Genomic DNA, 21,206 nt, shown 5'->3' on the forward strand with positions numbered 1-21,206 from the left:
TCAGAATTTTAGTGTGCCGAGGTCATGAGACGATAACGGAAATAACGTCCTATGACCGAAGCAACCGTGACCAAGAAGAGCAAGAACCCGAAGGCGCCGAAGCTGTTCCCTGACGAGCTGATCGATCAACTGCTGGCGCAGATTCAGAACAAGGATGCCGAGTCGGTTCTCGGCGAATCGGGCCTGGCCGGGCAACTGAAGAAGCAACTGGCTGAGCGCATGCTGGCAGCGGAGCTCACGCATCACCTGGATAACGAGGCTGAGCAAGGCAAGGCCGGCAACCACCGCAACGGCACGAGCCGCAAGACGGTCATCACGCCCAACGGCGAACTGAATCTGGACATTCCGCGTGACCGGCAGGCGACGTTCGAGCCGCAACTGGTGGGCAAATACCAGCGCCGGCTGCCGGGCTTCGACGATCACGTCATCAGCATGTACGCGCGCGGCATGAGCGTGCGCGAGATCCAGGGCCATTTGCTGGAGCTGTATGGCTTGCAGGTGTCACCCGATCCGATTTCGACCGTCACCGATGAGGTGCTGGCCGAAGTCGAACAGTGGCAGCAACGCCCCCTCGAGGCGATGTATCCGATCGTGTATTTCGACGCGCTTCGGCTGAAGATCCGCGACGAAGGCACGGTCAGGAACAAGGCGGTGTACCTCGCGCTGGGCATTCGGGCCGATGGCCGCAAGGAAGTGCTGGGCCTATGGATCGAGCAGACCGAGGGCGCCAAGTTCTGGCTGAAGGTCTTCAACGAACTGAAGAACCGCGGCTTGCACGACGTCCTGATCGCTGTCGTCGACGGCTTACGCGGCTTCCCCGAAGCGATCGAAGCGGTGTATCCGGCTGCCCAGATCCAGACCTGCATCGTGCATCTGATCCGCAATTCGCTGAATCTGGCGAGCTGGAAGGACCGTAAGCCACTGGCAACCGCGCTCAAGCCGATCTATCAGGCCGCTACCGCCGAAGCCGCCGAGGCGGCGCTGCAAGCCTTCTCTCAAAGCGAATGGGGCAAGAAATTCCCGACGGTCGCCGCGATGTGGCAGCGCCAATGGGAGCAGGTCATCCCGTTCTTCGCCTATCCCCCGGAAGTACGCAAAATCATATACACGACAAACGCGATCGAGAGCATGCACATGCAGCTTCGCAAGATCGTCAAGAACCGCGGTCACTTCCCGAGCGACGAGGCCGCCAGCAAACTGCTGTACCTGGCCTTGCGCAACATCGAAAAGGATTGGAAGATGCCACCTATAACCTGGCGGCAAGCAGTCAATCAGTTCGCCATCCTGTTCGGCGAGCGATTCACCGCCGCCATCAGCTGAGATTTTTAACCGACCTCAGCACACGAAATTCCTGACACCTCCCGATGGGCTCGTTGTCAGCTGGCCAATCGGCACGCTCCCGAACCTCGAATACGTAAATACCATGCTGGATGCAGCCGAGCTACTCATGTCAGTGAGGTCGGGCAACCCGAGATGACCGGAGTTGTGCGCCTGACGGAAGATAACATCACCCTTTGCGCCACGCAGGGCGCGCCAAGCGCGAACACACTGCTCAAAGCGGACAGCGCGCGGAGCGCGGCGGGTGTGGATGCCGCTGAAAGGATCCTCTCCGATATCGCCACGACCCAAATGCACGGAGCGGACTACAACAACGGAACGATCTCCGCTTCAAAGATCGGGGGCAGGGCGGCTGGGCGTCTGCGTTCACGTGGAGCATTCCTCTGCGATGGCAAGTGCAAGTCCTGCTCAAGCCGATAGGCCTTCGACGCAGAATCCGGCGTGTAGGGATACGGCGGACGGTCCTTCCGTTTGGTCGTACTTCATGTAGAGCCTCATCTGATGGTCGTTGACGTATCCTCGGGGCAAGGCTGCTTCCTTGGCCATGGAAGGCTCGTTCGCAACCGATCCGCCGCCTGAAACTAGTTCTCACCTTAAGTTAGGCCCGACAGGGGCCGCGCCTGCGGGGGCGCCTGCCATCTGAATCCAAAGGCCGACTCGACGCGTAAGAAGAGATATCGGACTACCCGCTCCACCAACGCATGTCATCCCGAAACCTTCGGCGCCCACCCGCTTTAAGCGCCGCCCGCCTATCAGCGCCTAATGCGTGGCTCTATTTTGTCGTCGGACAGGTGGGGTGGTTTGTGTGCGTGATGAGCGCCGGGCGCGGGCTGGCTTGGATCGGCGTGGCGTTCGTACTGGTTGCAGTAGTGTGGCATGCCACCCGGGTTGCCGCGCCGGCGCCTGAGCTTAAGCTGATAGCCGCGGCCGTGCTGATCGGAGCGCTCTGGGAAAGCCTGCTCGTTGCAAGCGGCCTGCTCGTCTACCCGAACGGCGTGCTGGTTCGTGGGGCGCCGCCGTGGTGGCTGCTCGCATTATGGGCGCTGTTTGCGGTTCAGTTAAACGTGCTGTTCGGCTGGCTAAAGAGACGGCTGTTGCTAGCGGCCGCAGCGGGCGCGCTGGCCGGCCCGTTGTCCTTTCGCGCGGGCGCGGCGCTTGGCGCGGTTCAGTTTGCCAATCCGGTTCTGTCGTTCGTCGCAATCGGCGCAGGATGGGCCGTGCTGATGCCGCTGATGCTGGCGCTGGCTCGACGCTGGAACGGCGTGCACGCGCCTTCGGACTGAGCGGACGGCCCGCTTGAGGCAGATTGGGGAATTTGCTCACGTCGTCGCGGGCCGTACGGCGGCGACCCTCTGGGCCTCCGCTTGCCGACGCCGAGGAAGCGAAGTTTCGTCAACGCGGCCTGCGCACTGAGGGCCGTTCGGGCATCCGGCAAGCCCTATGGCTTTAGTATTGATGTAGAGGGTCTGTGCCTCGCGGCGAGAGGACCAAGGGTAGAGTCATATCCTTGGAAAGTCTATCAAGTTTTCTTCAACCCTCACGTCTCGCTATGACGATCATCCCGCGCCCGCCCGTTGAAAGCGACGCTGTCCACAGCAGACAGTTACAGCAACTTCGTTTCGCGTAGACCGTCGATCACCACGACGCGTGGCAAATCTGCAAAATGCGTGCTAATCCCCGATGATCATCGTCGCGACCATAACTCACGCGCCGTGGGAACCGACTGTGTGAGTCGTCGATGAATGACCCGTACGCCCAAGCGACACTTGCGAGGGATCTCATTCTATCGCTAGCAGATCGGCGGACGCTTCGTCTGACGGCACTTTTGTTGATGTCGGCCTCGATCTGAACGTTGTCTGCGCAAGCCTGTGTCTTCTCGCCAATTGCGTCACGAACGATTTGACGTTCCAGCGCCCTCACGTTTCCGCCCGGAAGTTTTGCCGGTTGACCGGCGCTCGTCATCCTTCCCTACAGCTCCCGCACTAAAGTTCTATTGCAGGCGGTCGTTAAAGTATATGGGTGATTTCCACGCGGTTCGAACCGCGGCCCTTTTTGCGGGAACCCTAAGAGACGGGATGGATGATGACATGGTCAGTCCGAGTCCACTCGGTGTGATGAAACCAGCATGGAATAAAAGTGAATAATGACTTTGAAGCTGTGCGGATCCCAGAGCTGGTTGAATCGGCTGTGGAGCGTCTGGATGAGATGCTCTTTGGTGTTATCGGCTTTAAGTCGGATGCAATTGTCACCATATATAACGCCACCGAGTCGAGGAATGCCGGATTGAGGCCGCAGCGGGTGTTAGGAAAACATTTCTTCGGCGAGGTCGCGCCATGCATGAACAATTTCATGGTAGCGCAGCGCTTCGAAGACGAAGACGTACTTGACGACATCGTTCCCTACGTTTTGACCTTGCGCATGCGCCCGACCCCGGTGCGGCTCAGGCTGCTAAAGGCCCCGGACTGCGAAATCCGTTTTGTCCTGATTGAGCGAAGGGTCACAAATTGAGCGCGGTGAATCCAGACACGAACGACATTGAGTCCGAGTACGAGGCGTTACTCTCGTTCATGTACCTGTCCCCGGTCGGGATTATTCGCAGCGACCTTGCGGGCCTCGTGGACATGATGAACCCGCTTGCCGCGCAGCTTCTCATGCCGCGGGTGTCAAACGCAATCTCAAGTTGATACAGCTTCGAACGCAAACGCAATATAAATTTGATACACCCGCGCATACGGTCTTTAGCTGAGTGCTGCCTCCTTCGAATTGCGTTTGCGTTTGACGTCGTCCGCTTCGTTTAGGTGCGGCGGTGGGATGCGGTTGATCATGCCGGCCTGACGTTTTTCCTTCAGCCTGTACGAGTCGCCGGAGATCGGCACGACGTGTGCGTGATGAAGCAACCGGTCGAGGAGCGCCGCCGTGAGCGTTGCATCGTCAGCGAAGGTCTGGTCCCACTGGCCGAACGGCAGATTGCTGGTCAGGACCAGACTGCCAGTTTCGTACCGTTTAGCGACTACCTGGAAGAGCAGGTTCGCCTGCTCGCGGTCCATTGGCAGGTATCCCATCTCGTCAATGATCAGAAGCTTGTAGGGCTTCGTGATCCGCTTGATGGTTTCCTCGAGCTGGTTACGGCGCAACGCTGTCGTCAATTGCATCAGCAGATCGGCGGCAGTGATGAAGCGGGTGCGAAACCCGGCCTGCGTTGCACGATATCCAAGCGCGACAGCAAGATGGGTTTTACCAACGCCACTGGGTCCGAGGAGCACGACATTCTCGGCACGCTCCACAAAGGCAAGACTGCCGAGTTCGAGAACCAGTGCTTTCGGCACGCCGAGCGCGAATTCGAAGTCGAATTCATCAAGCGTCTTGATTGCCGGGAAGCCAGCCAGACGCGTCAGCATCCGGCGCATTCGCTCCGCGCGTGCCATCGCTTCATCCTTCAAGGCCTGTTCGAGGAAGTCGAGATAGCCGAGCTCGCGTTTCGCGGCCATCTGGCCGAGGTGCGCAATCTGTGTCGGCAAGTGCAGCAGATTGAGCTGCTTGCACAACACAGTCAGTCGTTCGAGCTGTGGCGTCATGCACTTACCTCCTGTGCGCGGCTGAACGCGTCGTAGACCGACAACGGGTGCTGCAACGGTTTGTTCCACTCCGAGCTCGCGTACCGTGATGCCGGTTTCGGCTGCTGATGCGGCGTCGCGCCCGTTCTAACCGATCGTCCCACGTAGGGTGCCGGCAATGGCAGAAGATGCGGCCGCTCCTCGAGCAACACCTCGGCCGGAACCCGTTTGGTAGTGCCGTGCACACGGACGTTGGCGACATCGCGCAGCCACAGCCTGACGCGCTCGTTGCACACGCCGCAGTCGGCTGTGAGCCCTGCCTGTTTGAGCATTGAAACCAACGGGACCCAGAAGCTGTAGCGCAGATAGCCGTTCATACGCTCGACCTTGCCCTTCGTCTTCGCGCGGTATGGCTTGCACACGCGAGGCACGAACCCATGGTGTTTGGCGAAGTCAGCGAACCCCGGATGATATCGGTGCTGCTTCTTGCCATAGGCATCACGTTTCAGAATCACCGTCTTCATATTGTCGTACACGATCTCTCTGGCGACGCCGCCAAATGCCTCGAATGCCCGCACGTGGCAAGCCAGCAGCGTTTCGATACGCATGTCGGTGACAAACTCCGCGTAGCTGACACGGCTGTAGCCCAGCGTCGCAACGAACGCCGCGAGCATGCCGAGTTTGTGCCCCGGCTTACGAAACTCAATCCAGTCCATCTGCATCTGATGTCCCGGCTCTGTTTCGAATCTGACCACCGGGTCGGGACGTGCAGCGGGTCGAAGCTTCTGCAGATACTCCTGCACCCGGCGTAAGCCGCCCGCGTATCCGCGCTCCTCAATCTCCCGCTTGAGCACCGTCGCCGGAATCCAGTCCGGCTTCGCTGCTTCGACGCGGCCCTGCAGATAGGCCTTGAAGGGCGCAAGCTTGCCGACGACTGGCTCACGGGCCTTACGCTGCGGCGGACCCGATTCCAGATACTTCCTGACTGTGTTGACTGCCATGCCGGTCTCGACCGCGATGCCCCTGAGGCTGTTTCCCTGGCGACGCAGAATCTCGATTTCCATGTACTCCTCGTAGCTGATCACGGGCCGCCCAAAAGGAGCAACCCTACAACGAGGTGTATCAATTCCTAACTGCGTTGCTGTATCAATTTACAACTGCGCGCGACACGGGTGAAAGACGGCGGTATCGAGAATATATTCGACAGCCTCGCATCAGTCGCTCCAGAGCTTCGCAATCTGGTAGCCAGCTTTGAGGGTGAGCGGGGCGCTGTGTGTGAAAACCACCGGGTGTTTGTGACACCGGCCAAGGATGGTGCGGTCGTCCTTGCCTGTTCGATCATCAAGGTGGGCGCGAATCTGCTGATGACGGTGCTCACGGACATTTCCCGACAGGTCGCCGCTGAGCGCAGCGCGCGGCAGACAGAGTCATGGCTCGCCGGAATCTACACGAGTGTCAACGATTTTGCGTTCTTTACGCTTGACGCTGAGGGCTGCATCGAAAGCTGGAATCCATCGGTTGAACGCTTGACGGGCTTTGTTGAGTCAAATGTCGTCGGCCACACGCTCTCGCGTTTTTATGCCCGCGACGAGATCGCTCTGCACCGTTCTCTCGAGCACATCGCGCTGACGCGCGACGAGGGTTGGCATGTGGAGGAACTCTGGTGCGAAACCGTGACCGGTAGACGGTATTGGGGGCAAGTTCTCATTGCGGTACTCCGTGAGGACGACGGTGACATATCAGGGTATTCGGTGGTCCTGAGAGACGTGACGGAGCGGAAGGTGACCAGCGATAACCTCGCGCGTCTGCTTACGACCGACCATCTGACCGGCGTATCGAGCCGCGCTCACTTCTTTGAGATTGCGGAGTCCGAGGTCGTGCGTGCAGAACGGCACGGCCGTGCGTTGTCAGTCGTTATGCTTGACGCGGACTACTTCAAACGTATAAATGACACGGCAGGGCATCAGGCGGGCGACGAAGTGTTAAAGCGGATTGCTGGTGAAGCGATGGGCATGGTACGGACGTCCGACACTGTCGCGAGGCTTGGCGGTGAGGAATTCATTCTGATGCTGCCATCTACAACAGCCAGCGAGGCAATCGCGGTCGCTGAGCGATTGCGCGTTGCGGTCGAGCGGGCGCGAATCGACACAGCGGTCGGACAACTGAAAGCAACAGTGAGTCTTGGTGTGGCAAGTCTAAGTGAAGCAAATCCGACGCTTCAAAGCTTGCTGGCTGCCGCCGACCGCGCACTCTATGACGCGAAAAGAGCAGGCCGGAACTGCGTACGTGTAGAGGTTGCGGAGCAAACGGACACGGTTTGTTCCATGTGCCCAGACGGCAACGCGGTTCAAAACGTGACGGCCGCCCGGCGACGGGGCAACAGATGAAATCCCAGACAGCGAATATTGACGACGTTAGAGAGAGATGACTTCTTTCAAGATTCATAGCAGTAAGGCGGCCGGACAGTCGTACAGCTGTTCTGGATGTGCTGACACAGCGCCCTTGCCTGTGGACATTGATTTTGCATTTCAGCCAATCGTCGACATGGCCGCTCAGACCGTGTTCGCATGAGAGGCGCTGGTGCGTGGTGCAAACGGTGAATCCGCGCATTCGGTCCTTTCACAGATCGAGGACGTAAAGAAATATCAGTTTGACCAGCACTGTCGGCGGGTTGCTATTGCCCGTGCAGCTACGCTAGGTCTTGACGCATTCCTCTCCATCAATTTCATGCCCAACGCGGTCTACAGGCCGGAGGTCTGCATAAGGAGTACCCTGGATGCTGCGCAGGAGCATTGCTTCCCGATTGAAAGAATCATATTCGAGACGGTCGAGGGCGAACATCTGACGGACCGTAATCACCTGGTCGAGATTTTCAGGGCATACAAGAAATTCGGCTTTCTGACAGCAATTGATGATTTCGGGGCCGGTTATTCGGGACTCGCGCTCCTGGTGGATTTTCAGCCCGACATCATCAAGCTCGACATGGGGCTTCTCCGCGGTATCGACACTGACTCGGTGCGTCAGCGCATCGTGCGTGGCGTTCTATCGATATGTCACGATCTCGGCATCCGCGTGGTCGCGGAGGGCATCGAAACCAGAGAGGAGCGAGACTTCTTTGTCGCGCATGGCGTCAACCTGATGCAAGGCTACTTCTTCGCAAGACCTGGTTTCAAATCAATTCCGGAAATCAGTAGTGCCGCGTATCTTCCGTAACGATGAATACGGTTAAGTAGTCTCTGGCGCAATCAGCCGTTGACGCGGCTTCTTGGCGCGGCGTGCTTGTGCTGAGCGGGTCTATTGCAATTGAACGCCGCTATGCCCGAAGGGGCGCGGAACTGTATCACCCGAATGGCTCAGTCGCACTCGATCCCGATCAACAGGTCCGTGGCGCGGGTTCTGGTGCAGATTGGTTCGTTGGACCGGTTAAAGTAGCGATCCAATCAACCTGGTAGGCGGCGATGAACAAAGGGGGGGCTTGAGGGGTTGTTCGATGGGCTGCATTTTGATCGGAGATCATTGTTCTGTGCGTTCGTTGGTACCTTCGCTACAAGCTCAGTCTGCGCGACCTGGTCGAGATGATGGCCGAAAGCGGTCTGTCCCTGACGCACCACGATCATGCGGTGGGTGAAGCGTTTCACCCCGGAGTTCGTGAAGCGCTGGAATCGCTTTGCCATACCGGCAGGGCGGTCATGGCGCGTTGACGAGACCTATCTGAAGAATTGTGGCAAGTGGTTCTATCTCTACCGGGCGGTAGATCGGTTCGGCGAGGCAGTCGACTTCATGCTCAGGACAAAGCGCGATGTGAGCGCGGCCAAAGCCTTTTGCGGCAACGCCATCAAACATCAGGGCCAGCCACCGGAGACGATCACGCTCGACGGGTATGCCGCCTCGCACCGGGGCCGTGCGCGAGATGATCGCTGACGCTCTGTTGCCTGCGGAGGTGCATGTGCGCTCCTCGAAGTATCTGAATAACCTTATCGAACAGGGCCATCTAAACATCAAGTCCAGAACGAACGTGATGCTCGGATTCAAGCGATTCAGGTGTGCGAAGACCATGATTTCAGGCATCGAGCTGATGCACCGCATCCGCAAGGGTCAGTTCAATCTCCGCACTCTCGGACTCAAGGATACTGCTGCACTCGTCATCTGGAATGCTGTCCTATTCGATAAATAAGGTGTCCGTACGTATTGGAGGCGTCTCGGCTTCACCGGCTTTTTGCACCAGAACCGATAAGGGACACGGAAGGGCTATACCGCTGGCGATTCCGTGCCTGCCTGACGTTGTTCACCACGCCCCGGGGGCATCTGTCAGAGGTGTATCATTTCGCCGACACGCGTGTTACGTGGGATCCGGCATGTTCAAGCTTCGATCCTGGGTTTTGACTTCGAGCCGGAACTTGTGCAGCAACGGTTCCGTATAGCCGCTTGGCTGCTGGTGCCCTTCGAACACCAGCGCTTGCGCGGCCTTGAAAGCGATCGTGTCGAAGCCCGGCGCCATCGGCTTGTAGTGCGGGTCGCCCGCGTTCTGCTCGTCGACCACTTTCGCCATGCGCTTGAACGTCTCTTCAACCAGCTCGCGCTTCACCACGCCGTGATACAGCCAGTTGGCGATATGCTGGCTGGAAATACGCAGCGTGGCACGGTCTTCCATCAGGCCGACGTTGTGAATGTCGGGCACCTTCGAGCAGCCCACGCCCTGATCGATCCAGCGCACCACATAGCCGAGAATGCCCTGTGCGTTGTTGTCGATCTCGCTGCGGATCTCGTCGTCGCTCCACTTTGCCTCGGCGACGACCGGAATCGTCAGCAAGCCGTCGAGCAGTTCGTCGCGCACCTTCGCGTAGTCCGTGCGTTCCAGTTCCTGCTGCACCGCTTGTACGTCGATCTGGTGGTAATGCAACGCGTGCAGCGTCGCGGCGGTCGGCGAGGGCACCCATGCGGTGTTCGCGCCGGCCTTCGGGTGCGCGATTTTCTGTTCGAGCATGGCGTGCATCAGATCAGGCATCGCCCACATGCCCTTGCCGATCTGCGAGCGGCCGCGCAGGCCCGCGCTCAAACCGACCAGCACGTTGCTGCGCTCGTAAGCGGCGATCCAGGCGCTCGACTTCATGTCGCCCTTGCGCAGCATCGGACCGGCTTCCATGGCCGTGTGCATCTCGTCGCCGGTACGGTCGAGGAAACCCGTGTTGATGAACGCGACACGCTCCGACGCTTCGGCGATACAGGCGAGCAGGTTCACGCTGGTGCGGCGCTCCTCGTCCATGATGCCCATCTTGATCGTGTTGCGCGGCAGCTTCAGCAGGTCTTCCACGCGCGCGAACAACTCGCTCGCGAAGGCGACTTCGGCCGGGCCGTGCATCTTCGGCTTGACGATATAGATCGAGCCGGTGCGCGAATTCAGCTTGTGCTTGCGGTCGTGCAACGCGCACAGTGAGGTGATCACGGCGTCGAGAATGCCTTCCGGAATCTCGTGGCCGTCTTTCGTCAGCACCGCCGGATTGGTCATCAAATGACCGACGTTGCGGATGAACAGCAGCGAGCGGCCATGCAGCACGACCGGCGCCGTGCCATTCGCGGCGGTGTAGACGCGGTCGGCGTTCAGCCGGCGCGTGAAGGTCTTGCCGTTTTTCGTGACCTCTTCGGCCAGATCGCCGTTCATCAGGCCGAGCCAGTTGCGGTAGAGCTGGACCTTGTCGTCCGCATCCACGGCCGCGACCGAGTCTTCACAGTCGATGATCGTGCTCACCGCCGCTTCGACCACCACGTCTTTCACATGCGCCGAATCGGTCTTGCCGATCGAGTCGTTCGCATCGATCTGGATTTCGAAGTGCAGGCCGTTGTGCTTGAGCAGCACTGCGGACGGCGCGCTTTCTTCACCTTGATAGCCGATGAATTGCGCCGGCGTCTTCAGTTCGCTCTTGCCGTTCTTCAGCGTGACGATCAGCTTGCCGCCTTCCACGCCATAGTGGGTCGCGTCGGCATGCGAGCCGTTCGCGAGCGGTGCGGCCTGATCGAGAAACTTGCGCGCATAGGCGATCACCGCGGCGCCGCGCACAGGGTTGAAGGCCTTCTGCTTGTCGGCGCCGTTGCTCTCGGGGATCGCGTCGGTGCCGTACAGCGCGTCGTACAGGCTGCCCCAGCGCGCGTTCGCCGCGTTCAGCGCATAGCGCTGGTTCGACAGCGGCACCACCAGTTGCGGGCCGGCCTGTTCGGCGATTTCGGTGTCCACGTGGTCGGTCGTGGCTTTGACGCTGGCAGGCACGGGCACGATATAGCCAATGCCCTCCAGAAACGCGCGGTACGCACGCAGATCGCGCACCGGACCCGGATTGGCGCGATGCCAGTTGTCCAGCTCGGTTTGCAAGCGGTCGCGCTCGGCGAGCAACGCACGGTTTTTGGGCGCCAGCTCATGCACGAGGGCGTCGAAGCCCGACCAGAATTCAGCGCTGTCGATTCCGGTGCCGGGCAGGGCTTCGGTTTCGACGAACTGGTCGAGGTTGGCGGCGACTTGCAGTCCGCCGCGCGGGTTCATCTGAGTCATCGACTGCTCCATCTATCTGAATGGGGCCGATGAGGGGGCATCGGCCCGCGTTGTGCAACGGTTTAGCTTCTTTTGGTGATCGCCGCCGCTTCGAGCGGCAGGCGAATTTAAGCGGCGATAGCCTGAATCCCGGCCTTGGCGATCTGCGCGTCCTGATCCGACTTGACGCCGGACACGCCGACCGCGCCGACCACCTGGCCGTCGACGATCACCGGCACACCGCCTTCCAGCGTGCCTTGCAGCGGCGCGCTCAGGAATGCGGTGCGGCCGTTGTTGATCATGTCTTCATATACCTTGGTTTCACGCCGTCCGATCGCCGAAGTGCGGGCCTTTTCGGTCGCGATATACGAGCTGGCCGGCGCGCTGCCGTCGAGGCGCAGCATTCCGAGCGGATGGCCGCCGTCGTCCACCACCACGATGGCGACGGCCCACTTGTTCTGCTCGGCTTCCGCGCGGGCGGCTTCGAGAATGCGGGTCGTTTCGGCAAGGGTCAGCACAGGTTTGCTCAGCATAATGAATTTCCTGGTTCGTTTATGGTAAAGATGCTTCTACAAGTTCTATCCAGTGGCGCACCGGCGTGCGCCCGGCGCCGTCCAGATGCATCTGGCAGCCGATATTGGCCGTGACGATCAGCTCCGGCTTGCCGCTTTCCAGCGCGTCGAGCCGGTTGTTGCGTAACCTTTGCGCAAGCTCGGGCTGGGTAATCGAATACGTGCCTGCCGAGCCGCAGCACAGATGGCCGTCGGGCACGGCGGTGAGATCGAAGCCGAGTTGTTGCAGGATCGACTCGACCGCGCCGCCCAGCTTCTGCGCATGCTGCAACGTGCAGGGGCAGTGAAACGCGATTCTGCGCGGGGCTGGTTCGTTCGGCAGCTTCACCTCGCTAGTCGCCTCCCGCGTTTGCAGGTGGTCGAGCGGCTCGCCGGCCAGCACTTCGACCAGGTCGCGCGCGAGTTCGCTGACCCGCTGCGCTTTTGACGCATAGCGCGAATCGTCGCGCAGCAAGTGTCCATATTCCTTGACGAACGCGCCGCAGCCGCTCGCGGTTTGTACGATGGCCTCGGCGCCGGCCTCGATGGCGGGCCACCACGCGTTGATATTGCGCCGTGCCCGCGCAAGACCTGTCTCCTGCGCGTTCAGATGATAATCGGTTGCACCGCAACAGCCCGCATTTCCGACATTGACGATGCTGATGCCGAGCCGGTCGAGCACGCGCGCGGCGGCCGCGTTGGTGTTCGGCGACAGTGTGGGTTGCACGCAGCCTTCGAGCATCAGCATTTTGCGCGGATGCCGTGGCGCGGGCCGCTCTTTGGCGCTCCCGCTGCGCGCTGGAATTTTAGGTCCAAGCGCGGCGGGAAGAAACGGCCGCATCGCACGGCCTGTTTTTACGAGCGCGTCAAATACCGCGGGATGCGGGATCGCACGACGCAAAGCCTCGCGCAGCAGGCGTTCGGACGCGGGCCTCTTGATGCGCCTCTCGAGCTCGGCGCGGCCTATGTCGAGCAACGCGTGATAGGTGACACCGGACGGGCAGGTGGTTTCGCAATTGCGGCACGTGAGGCAGCGGTCGAGGTGCAACTGGGTTTTCTGGGTGACCGGCTCGCCTTCCAGCATCTGCTTGATCAGATAGATACGCCCGCGCGGGCCATCGAGTTCATTGCCGAGCAGTTGATACGTGGGGCAGGTCGCGTTGCAGAAGCCGCAGTGCACGCACGAGCGCAGAATCTGCTCGGCTTCGTCCGCGCGCGACAGGGTTTTGGCGGCGTCGCTGAGATTGGTTTGCATGCTGTTGTCGCCTTGGAAATTTGCGTTTGGGCTTGGCGGGCGGTTATGGCGGATGGCGGATCGGAACGCTGTGAGTCATGAGGCGCGATCCGCAATCCGGCAATCACAAGTCCGCGTAAAGCCGGCCCGGATTGAAGATGCCGCGCGGATCGAGCTGCTGCTTGACCTGTCTATGAAACCGCAGCAGCGCAGGCGCTAACGGTGCGAACGGCTCGGACAGGTCGGTCGCGCCATCCGGCGTAAAGCACGTTGCATGACCGCCTGCCGCGCGCGCGATCTGACGAATCGCCGTCGCGGGCGCATCGCTTTTGAGCCAGCGTTGCGCGCCGGCCCAGTCGAGCAGGCTGTCGCCCGGCAAATCGACAAGCGGTGAGGCATTCGGCAAAGACAATCGCCACAACGGACGCGAATCGTCGAAAAACGCGAGACGCCGCTCACGTAAATCGCGCCAGAAATTCAGGTCGAGTTCCGTTCCGCCGATGTGATCGAGTGCCGAGGCCACCGATCCAGTCCCGCCTTCGAGCCGCACGTGCAGTCGGCCACCCACGTAACACGCGCCGCTCACCGGCAGCACCGCGCGGCGCCACGCCGACAGGTTGCGTAGCGCTTCGCTTGCGGCGAGTTCGAGCGTCAAGCTGCCGACGGAGCGCGGTTTCGGCAGCACTTTCAATGACACCTCGGTGATAAGGCCAAGACAGCCGAAGCTGCCAGCCAGTAGACGAGACACATCATAGCCCGCCACGTTTTTCATCACCTCGCCGCCAAAGCGCAGATGTTTTGCTTGTCCGGTGATCACCCGGCAGCCCAGCACGAAGTCGCGTACCGCACCCGACCACGGACGGCGTGGACCCGCCAGTCCGGCCGCTACCATGCCGCCGACGGTCGCCGCGCCGTCGAACGTGGGCGGTTCGCACGGCAGCATCTGGCCGGCGGCGTCGAGAGCCGCATTCAGATCATCGACCGGCGTGCCCGCGCGCGCGGTGATCACGAGTTCGGTCGGGTCGTAGCTGACAATGCCTCGATGCGAACGCGTGTCGAGCACCGCGCCCGCTACCTTGCGGCCAAGAAAAGACTTGCTGTTGCCGCCGCGAATGGCGAGCGGCGTGCGCTTTACGAACGCGTGCTCGACTTCGGTGACGAGCCGTTCGCTGTCGTCCATTGAGTGGGCTTCGATCAACATTAGAAGCGCTCCAGTTCGGGAAAGGGCAGTGCGCCGCGATGGACATGCATGGAGCCGAATTCCGCGCAACGGTGCAAGGTCGGCACGTTCTTGCCGGGATTGAGCAATGCCCCAGGGTCGAACGCGGCCTTCAGCGCGTGGAAGAACGTGAGTTCGTCGGCATTGAACTGCGCACACATCTGGTTGATCTTTTCGCGGCCCACGCCGTGTTCGCCGGTGATGCTGCCGCCGACCGCGACGCACAGTTCGAGAATTCGCGCGCCGAGCGCTTCGGCGCGTTCGGTTTCGCCGGAAGCGTTCGCATCGAAAAGGATCAGCGGATGCATGTTGCCGTCGCCGGCATGGAACACGTTAGCGACCTGCAAGCCGTATTCCTCCGAGAACTGCGCAATGCTCTTCAGCACGCGCGGCAATTCGCGGCGCGGAATCGTGCCGTCCATGCAGTAGTAGTCAGGCGAGATGCGGCCTACCGCAGGAAACGCGTTTTTGCGGCCGGCCCAGAAACGTTGCCGCTCGGCTTCGTCTCTAGCGACGCGGATGTCGGTCGCGCCCGCTTCGCGCAAAAGCGCTTCCACGCGCTCGACGTCTTCATACACGTCGCTTTCCGCGCCGTCCACTTCGCATATCAGAATGGCTTCGGCGTCGACTGGATAACCCGCGTGGATGAAGTCTTCCGCCGCGCGTATCGCGAGGTTGTCCATCATTTCGAGGCCGCCGGGAATCACCCCCGCGCCGATGATGCGAGCCACCGCCGCGCCTGCTTGTTCGACATTGTCGAAACTCGCGAGTAGCGCTCTCGCGACGGGCGGCTTCGTAAGCAGCTTCACCGTGACTTCGGTGACGATGCCGAGCATGCCTTCAGAGCCTGTAAAAAGCGCCAGAAAATCGAATCCTGGTGCATCTAGTGCGTTCGAGCCAAGCGTGATGCGCTCGCCGTCGATAGTGAGAATTTCGAGCTTCAGGATGTTGTTGACGGTCAGCCCGTACTTCAGGCAATGCACGCCGCCCGCATTCTCAGCCACATTGCCGCCGATCGAACAGGCGATCTGTGATGAAGGGTCCGGCGCGTAGTAGAGCCCATGCGGCGCCGCGGCCTGCGATATCGCGAGGTTGCGCACGCCGGGCTGCACGCGCGCAATGCCCGCCTCGGGATCGACTTCGAGGATTCGATTGAAGCGCGCCATCACGAGCAGAATGCCTTTCTCGAGCGGCAATGCGCCGCCCGACAATCCAGTGCCCGCGCCGCGCGCAACGACCGGAATCTTCCACTCGCTTGCGAATTTGAGCAGTGTTTGCACCTGATCGACGTTCTGGGGCAGCGCGACGAGCATAGGCGTCGTGCGATAAGCGGCGAGCCCGTCGCATTCGAACGGGCGCAGGTCTTCCTGTTCGTGCAACACCTCCAGATCGGGAATCAGCGATTGCAGATGCTTGACAACGCGACTTTTGTCATGCGTCGCGAGAGCGCCGTCTACGCTTTCGTCATAGTGATAGCTCATTGGGGTCTCCTCGTGCGACAGTCAGCTTTTTCTGACAAGACTAGACAGGGTGGCCGCTTGTAGCAGTTGTGGGCCTCTGGCGCTAGCGCGATTGTCGCGGCTGCGAAGCCTACTGTCGACGGTGTTTGCAGGTGGTCGTACCAGTTTTTAAAATGACAAGCGACACAAAAGCAACTCAAAGCCTGTACGGTAGCGACAGTTCGTGGAGAAAGGCCGCCTCGCGTGTTAGCATACGAAATTGGTCATACCAGATAAAGAGCGCACGAAATGGATCAGGAAGACGCCAGACAAGTCGCCGACGTGGTGGCGGAACGGATCGAACGACTTATTGTCGACGGGGTGCTCAAGACCGGGCAGGCATTGCCTTCGGAGCGCCGCCTCACCGAAAAGCTCGGCGCGTCACGTACCGCGTTGCGCGAAGGGCTGAAGCTGTTGCGTGCGCGCGGCATTATCGAGACATCGCACGGCAAGGGGTCTTTCGTCGCGAGGCTCACGGCGAAGCCGTCCCTCTCGCCGATGATGCACCTCCTTGGCTCGCAGCCTCGCACGCTTTACGATCTCTTCGAAGTGCGCGGCATGCTCGAGGCGGAATCGGCAAGACTCGCGGCATTACGCGGCACGGCCGCCGACTTCGTACTGATCACGCGGCGCTACGACGAAATGCTGGCCGCGCACGGCGAGGAAGCGAGCGCGTCGCAACACGCGCGGCTCGATCACGCTTTTCACCTCGCAATTTGCGAGGCGTCGCATAACCCAGTGCTCGTGCATACGTTGAGTTCGCTCACCGATCTCCTGCTGAGTTCTGTGTTTGCATCGGTCAACAACCTCTATCATCGCGCACCGCAAAAGCGGGTGATCGACCGCCAGCACGCGCGCCTCTACAGTGCCGTAACTGGCAAGCTGCCCGAGCAGGCGCGCAAGGCAGCGGCCGAACACATCGCAAGCGTGTGTGCAAATCTTCGGGAAATCGAGCAGGAAGAGCAGCGACTCGTGCGCGCGACGTTGCGACTCGAAGGTTGGGATTGATATTGGTACTGTGTAGGTGCGGCTCGATCTTGCCAGCGATGAGGGCCAAAGGGTAGGGTGGGGCGAAGGCCCCGCCTATATGAGGCCCTCGCTCGACGCCAGCGTCAATGCGGCAGGGTCGGGATCATCCATGTCAACACATGTTGCTGCATGAACACCAGAACGCCGAGCAGCAGGGTGAGAAATACGCTATGCCAGAAGGTTCGTGCAAACACGATGCCTTCCTTGCCCTTGAGCTCGGTCGTCGATACGCCAGTCGCGATGTTCTGCGGCGAAATCATCTTTCCCATCACACCGCCCGACGAATTGGTCGCGGCCATGAGCACGGGATCGAGACCCACCTGGCGTGCGGCCACCACCTGAAGATTGCCGAACAGCGCATTGCCCGATGTGTCGCTGCCAGAGAGGAACACTGCAATCCAGCCAAGCGATGCAGAGACAAGCGGAAACAGCGCGCCTGTCGATGCGACGCCGATGCCTAGCGTGTAGCTCATGCCCGAATAGTTCAACAGGTAGGCGAGGCCCACGATCATCATGACTGTGATAATCGCGATGCGCGTCTGACGCCACGTCTTCAAGACGCATTCGAAGAAGCTGCCGACACCCGTGCGGGTCCACGCGGCCGTGATCAGCGCGGCAACCAGAATGGCCGTTCCTGTTCCCAACGGCTGGAAGTCCCATACGGCCGCATAAGGCTTGTTATACAGCGTCACGAAGACAGCATTGTGCAAGCCCGGCCACTGCACCTTGATGTCGCCGATCGAGGCGATGTTGGCATGGACCCAGAAGATGACCACCACGGATACCACGATCCACGGCAGCCAGCCGCCATAACCGACGCGCGTACCGTTGCTTTCGATGCCTGCGCTGCGTACGACCGCGAACTCAGGGTCGGGCTCGGGATGCCAAACCTTCAGGAAGGCAATGGTTACGACCAGCGACGTCAGCGACGATAGGACATCCGTCAGTTGATAGCCGAGATAGTTGGACGTCAGAAACTGCGCAAGCGCGAAGCTTCCACCAGACACAAGGAGCGCCGGCCAGAGTTTCCTGATCGAACGGAATCCGGCGTAGGCGCCGACCACGTAAAAGGGAAGAAGCAGTGCGAACAGGGGCAACTGCCGACCGACCATTGCGGCAAGCGTGGGAGCGGGCAGCGACGTCACGGCACCAAGCACCGTAATCGGTACACCGAGCGCACCGAAAGCGACGGGCGCGGTATTGAAGATCAGTGTAAACGTGAGTGCTTCGAGCGCCGGAAAGCCGAGGCCGACTAGAAGCGCGCTCGTAATCGCGACCGGCGTGCCAAAGCCCGAGATGCCTTCGAGCAGGCATCCGAAGGAAAAGGCGACCACCAGTAGCACAAGACGCCGGTCATCGGGCAGATGGTCCAGCATCCACTGCCGGAACTGGTCGAAGCGTCCCGACTTCACTGCAATGTTATAAAGCAGAAGTGCGTTGACCACGATCCACATCACGGGTACCAGCGCGAGCGCCATGCCCGCTGCGACCGAATTCAGGGCGATGCCAACGGGCATGCCCCACACCCCTGTCGCAATTGCAATGCCGGCGATCAAACCGCCCAACGAGGCCTGCCATGCCGGACGGCGAAGCACGCCGAGCATGACGAGGGCGACCGCGATTGGCACGGCCGCGGCGAGGAACGAGAGCAGAAGGGAGTTCCCGACCGGCGTGAGCGGCTGCGAGAAAAGTACCCCTGGAGGAACGACTGCTGAAGTTGCCATTGCGTCTCCTATGTGCGTCCCTGGTCTGGCGAACCGGGGGCCGATATATGTTCGTCTTCGGCGAGGGTATTGTTGCAACGCCGTCTGTTTCAACGGGACGTGATGCTGGTTGCCCAATGCCCCAAGCGTGGCGCATTCTTGCAGCAACTCCTACGCAGTGTCCATATACGCGAAGGCTGGTAATACCAGTTTTTATTAGAGTCTGGTTGAGCGAGAAACGCAAACGCCAGTCTGCGCACGCATCGCTGGCTTCTAGGCAGCCCCGGCGTTGCTTGTTTTGCGGTGGTCGTACCAGTTTGCGCCGCGTTTGCCCGAGAAAATATTTATGCGTTGAGCCGCGGCGTCAAACAATCAACACGCGTAGCACGGAATCGTCGATTTTTTCGGGAGCGGCGCTAAAGATTTCGCACCATTGTCCGTTAAGCGGCGCAGTGACCAGATGTTGATGCACGACTCAACCAACGGAGCGCCCATGAGATTGTCATTTCGTCAGAAGCTGTGGCTTCCCCTGATCTTGAGCATGGTGCTCATCTTTATTTTGTCGATTCTCGACGCTTACAGAATTCGGGAAATCCGCTATGAAGAACGAAAAACGGACCTCGTTCATGCGACGCAGCTGGCCGTTGCGATAGTCAAGTCATTCGCCGACGAGGCCGCAGCAGGAAAGATCAGCATGGATCAGGCAAAGGAGCGGGCTCTGGCTGCAGTCGCGGCGATGCGTTACGGTCAGGGAGGCACGGGCTACTTCACACTACTTAATTTCGAACCGGTGATCCTGATGCATCCGTTTCATCGGGAAATGCAAGGCAAGAACGTGAATGGTTACAAAGATCCGAACGGCGTCGCGCTGTATCACGATACCGTTGCGGCGGTCCAGCGCGACGGAGGTGGGTTCGTCAGTTATTCGTTTACGAAACCGGGCGCTACGGGGTTATTTCCGAAGGTCGCTTATGCGGCAGCCTACGGCCCGTGGAACTGGATCCTGCAGACCGGTGCCTACCTCGATGACATCGACGCAGCGTTTCGCGCTTCTTTGTATCTGAGCCTCACCGTCTTGCTCGTCGCTGCGGCGGCGCTTGCTGGCGTGGTGATCTGGATCAACCGCGGCATTCTGCGCTTGCTGGGCGGAGACCCCGCCTACGCCGTTCATATCGCCAGTTGCATTGCGGAAAACGATATGAGCGTAGTTGTCGAGACTACAAGGAATGACGATCGCAGCCTGCTCCATTCGATGAAGCGCATGCAGCAGCAACTCAGTGCCACGATCCGCACGATTCACGAATCCAGTGAGTCGATCGTTTCGGCCGTATCGGAAATTGCCACGGGTAATCAGGACCTCTCGCAGCGAACCGAAGAGCAGGCCGCATCGCTGCAGGAAACGGCGTCCAGCATGGAGGAGTTGACATCGACGGTCACTCATAATGCCAACAATGCGCGGCAGGCGAGCCACGTCGCGACCGCCGCAATGGAAACCGCCCAGCGCGGGGGGGGCGTCGTGCAAAAGGTCATCGAAACGATGAGCGGCATCAATACAAGCTCGGAGCATATCGCCGATATCGTCGGCACAATCGAGAGCATTGCATTCCAGACGAACATTCTTGCGCTGAACGCAGCCGTGGAAGCTGCCCGGGCCGGCGAACAGGGGCGCGGCTTTGCAGTAGTGGCGTCTGAGGTCCGGTCGCTTGCACAGCGTACGACGGCCGCGTCTAAAGAGATCAAGGATCTTATTCAGGACTCCGTCCAGCGCGTAAAGACAGGTGCTGAATTCGTGGGTGCGGCAGGAACGACGATGCAAGAAATCGTGCAGTCCGTGCAGCATGTCACGGACATCGTGAATGAGATTGCGGTGGCGGCGACCGAACAGAGCAAGGGAATTAGCCAGGTCAGCGAAGCCGTCAGCCAGATGGACACCGTCACGCAGCAGAATGCAGCGCTCGTCGAGCAGGTGGCCGCGGCGGCGTTCTCAGTGAAAACTCAAGCTGAGGATCTCCGTTCGACAGTCGCGCAATTCAAGCTGACGTGAAACATTGTGCCTTGCCATTGAGGACGGCGATCGGAACTGGGGCATTCATTGGCGCAGAAGCGACAAGGCGAGCAAAAGGCTCGTCATATCGCATAGGATTATGCTCCTCGCGGATTGCGGATTGCGGATTGCGGATTGCGGATTGCGGATTGCGGATTGCGGATTGCGGCTGCGGCTTGACGCAGGGCCGCACAGGTCCACGAGACGAAATTGGGCAGAACCGGCAGATACGGGAAATCGTATCATTTCTGATCTTGGGCACTTTGATGCCGTCGGCCTGCGAGTATCCACCTTCCTGTATTTCGTCACCGGCCGCATTGGGGGCGGGCATCTCATTGTGCCTTCTGAGCCTGCGGCTACCCCAAACCGAAAATCGGATGCGGTCCGTGCGTAGACCAACCGTGGGCTGCTCGGGTGCCGGGCTACGCCCCTTTCAGAAAACCCTTTCGTCTAGCTCTTTGTCGATGGGCGAAGCGCGAGGTTACGCTGGATGTGTATGTCGCGCTACCGTGAGC

General features: G+C 60.1%; 16 protein-coding genes and 2 pseudogenes. 9 read left to right on the forward strand and 9 right to left on the reverse strand.

Features of this window, described 5'->3' with window-relative positions:
* The first annotated feature begins 51 nt into the window (after positions 1–51).
* The 4 genes from FFS45_RS07510 to FFS45_RS42105 all read left to right on the forward strand — a co-directional run bounded on the left by FFS45_RS07510 (position 52) and on the right by FFS45_RS42105 (position 4,022).
* On the forward strand, positions 52–1,320 hold the full coding sequence (locus tag FFS45_RS07510; RefSeq protein ID WP_212745707.1) for an IS256 family transposase: 1,269 nt from the start codon (positions 52–54) through the stop codon (positions 1,318–1,320).
* Between the two features lie 719 nt (positions 1,321–2,039).
* On the forward strand, positions 2,040–2,621 hold the full coding sequence (locus tag FFS45_RS07515; RefSeq protein WP_137954076.1) for a DUF2878 domain-containing protein: 582 nt from the start codon (positions 2,040–2,042) through the stop codon (positions 2,619–2,621).
* 853 nt (positions 2,622–3,474) lie between these two features.
* Positions 3,475–3,846, forward strand: a complete 372-nt coding sequence (locus tag FFS45_RS07520; RefSeq protein ID WP_137954077.1) for a phosphonate transporter — start codon at positions 3,475–3,477, stop codon at positions 3,844–3,846.
* Positions 3,847–3,851: 5 nt separating this feature from the next.
* Positions 3,852–4,022, forward strand: a complete 171-nt coding sequence (locus FFS45_RS42105) for a hypothetical protein (RefSeq protein WP_212745708.1) — start codon at positions 3,852–3,854, stop codon at positions 4,020–4,022.
* A 54-nt stretch (positions 4,023–4,076) separates the two neighbouring features.
* Here FFS45_RS42105 and istB read toward each other — a convergent pair whose 3' ends face one another.
* Positions 4,077–4,913 carry an IS21-like element helper ATPase IstB gene (gene istB, locus FFS45_RS07525; protein WP_137954078.1) on the reverse strand — a complete coding sequence of 279 codons (837 nt, stop codon included), beginning with the start codon at positions 4,911–4,913 and terminating at the stop codon, positions 4,077–4,079.
* Positions 4,910–5,956 carry an IS21 family transposase gene (gene istA, locus FFS45_RS07530; RefSeq protein ID WP_137954079.1) on the reverse strand — a complete coding sequence of 349 codons (1,047 nt, stop codon included), beginning with the start codon at positions 5,954–5,956 and terminating at the stop codon, positions 4,910–4,912. The genes istB and istA overlap by 4 nt, the downstream gene beginning before the upstream one ends.
* A gap of 108 nt (positions 5,957–6,064) precedes the next feature.
* Between istA and FFS45_RS07535 the strand changes: the two genes are divergently transcribed.
* The 3 genes and pseudogenes from FFS45_RS07535 to FFS45_RS07545 all read left to right on the forward strand — a co-directional run bounded on the left by FFS45_RS07535 (position 6,065) and on the right by FFS45_RS07545 (position 9,066).
* Positions 6,065–7,279 carry a sensor domain-containing diguanylate cyclase gene (locus tag FFS45_RS07535; RefSeq protein WP_171029599.1) on the forward strand — a complete coding sequence of 405 codons (1,215 nt, stop codon included), beginning with the start codon at positions 6,065–6,067 and terminating at the stop codon, positions 7,277–7,279.
* Positions 7,280–7,316: 37 nt separating this feature from the next.
* Positions 7,317–8,105 (forward strand): annotated as a pseudogene (locus FFS45_RS07540) (EAL domain-containing protein).
* A gap of 299 nt (positions 8,106–8,404) precedes the next feature.
* Positions 8,405–9,066 (forward strand): annotated as a pseudogene (locus tag FFS45_RS07545) (IS6 family transposase).
* 165 nt (positions 9,067–9,231) lie between these two features.
* On the opposite strand, the gene FFS45_RS07550 reads toward FFS45_RS07545, so the two are convergent.
* The 5 genes from FFS45_RS07550 to glcD all read right to left on the reverse strand — a co-directional run bounded on the left by FFS45_RS07550 (position 9,232) and on the right by glcD (position 15,897).
* Positions 9,232–11,433, reverse strand: coding sequence for a malate synthase G (locus FFS45_RS07550; protein WP_137954081.1), 2,202 nt, complete (start codon positions 11,431–11,433; stop codon positions 9,232–9,234).
* 107 nt (positions 11,434–11,540) lie between these two features.
* A complete protein-coding gene (locus tag FFS45_RS07555; protein ID WP_091794256.1) occupies positions 11,541–11,945 on the reverse strand; it encodes a heme-binding protein in 405 nt (134 codons plus the stop codon).
* Positions 11,946–11,964: 19 nt separating this feature from the next.
* On the reverse strand, positions 11,965–13,218 hold the full coding sequence (gene glcF, locus FFS45_RS07560) for a glycolate oxidase subunit GlcF (RefSeq protein WP_137954082.1): 1,254 nt from the start codon (positions 13,216–13,218) through the stop codon (positions 11,965–11,967).
* A gap of 103 nt (positions 13,219–13,321) precedes the next feature.
* Positions 13,322–14,398, reverse strand: coding sequence for a glycolate oxidase subunit GlcE (gene glcE, locus FFS45_RS07565; RefSeq protein WP_137954083.1), 1,077 nt, complete (start codon positions 14,396–14,398; stop codon positions 13,322–13,324).
* Positions 14,398–15,897, reverse strand: a complete 1,500-nt coding sequence (gene glcD, locus FFS45_RS07570; RefSeq protein WP_137954084.1) for a glycolate oxidase subunit GlcD — start codon at positions 15,895–15,897, stop codon at positions 14,398–14,400. Before glcD ends, glcE begins: the two co-directional genes overlap by 1 nt.
* A gap of 267 nt (positions 15,898–16,164) precedes the next feature.
* Between glcD and glcC the strand changes: the two genes are divergently transcribed.
* On the forward strand, positions 16,165–16,923 hold the full coding sequence (glcC, locus tag FFS45_RS07575; protein ID WP_137954085.1) for a transcriptional regulator GlcC: 759 nt from the start codon (positions 16,165–16,167) through the stop codon (positions 16,921–16,923).
* A 104-nt stretch (positions 16,924–17,027) separates the two neighbouring features.
* Here glcC and FFS45_RS07580 read toward each other — a convergent pair whose 3' ends face one another.
* Complete coding sequence (locus tag FFS45_RS07580; RefSeq protein WP_137954086.1) at positions 17,028–18,668, reverse strand: L-lactate permease; 1,641 nt, start codon at positions 18,666–18,668, stop codon at positions 17,028–17,030.
* A gap of 472 nt (positions 18,669–19,140) precedes the next feature.
* On the opposite strand from FFS45_RS07580, the gene FFS45_RS07585 reads away from it, so the two are divergent.
* Positions 19,141–20,691 carry a methyl-accepting chemotaxis protein gene (locus FFS45_RS07585; protein WP_137954087.1) on the forward strand — a complete coding sequence of 517 codons (1,551 nt, stop codon included), beginning with the start codon at positions 19,141–19,143 and terminating at the stop codon, positions 20,689–20,691.
* Here the strand turns inward: FFS45_RS07585 and FFS45_RS07590 are convergent.
* Positions 20,678–21,022, reverse strand: coding sequence for a hypothetical protein (locus FFS45_RS07590; RefSeq protein WP_137954088.1), 345 nt, complete (start codon positions 21,020–21,022; stop codon positions 20,678–20,680). The genes FFS45_RS07585 and FFS45_RS07590 overlap by 14 nt on opposite strands.
* Positions 21,023–21,206 lie beyond the last annotated feature (184 nt).

The sequence above is a fragment of the Burkholderia sp. 4M9327F10 genome, assembly GCF_005503145.1.
Taxonomy (GTDB): Bacteria; Pseudomonadota; Gammaproteobacteria; order Burkholderiales; family Burkholderiaceae; genus Paraburkholderia.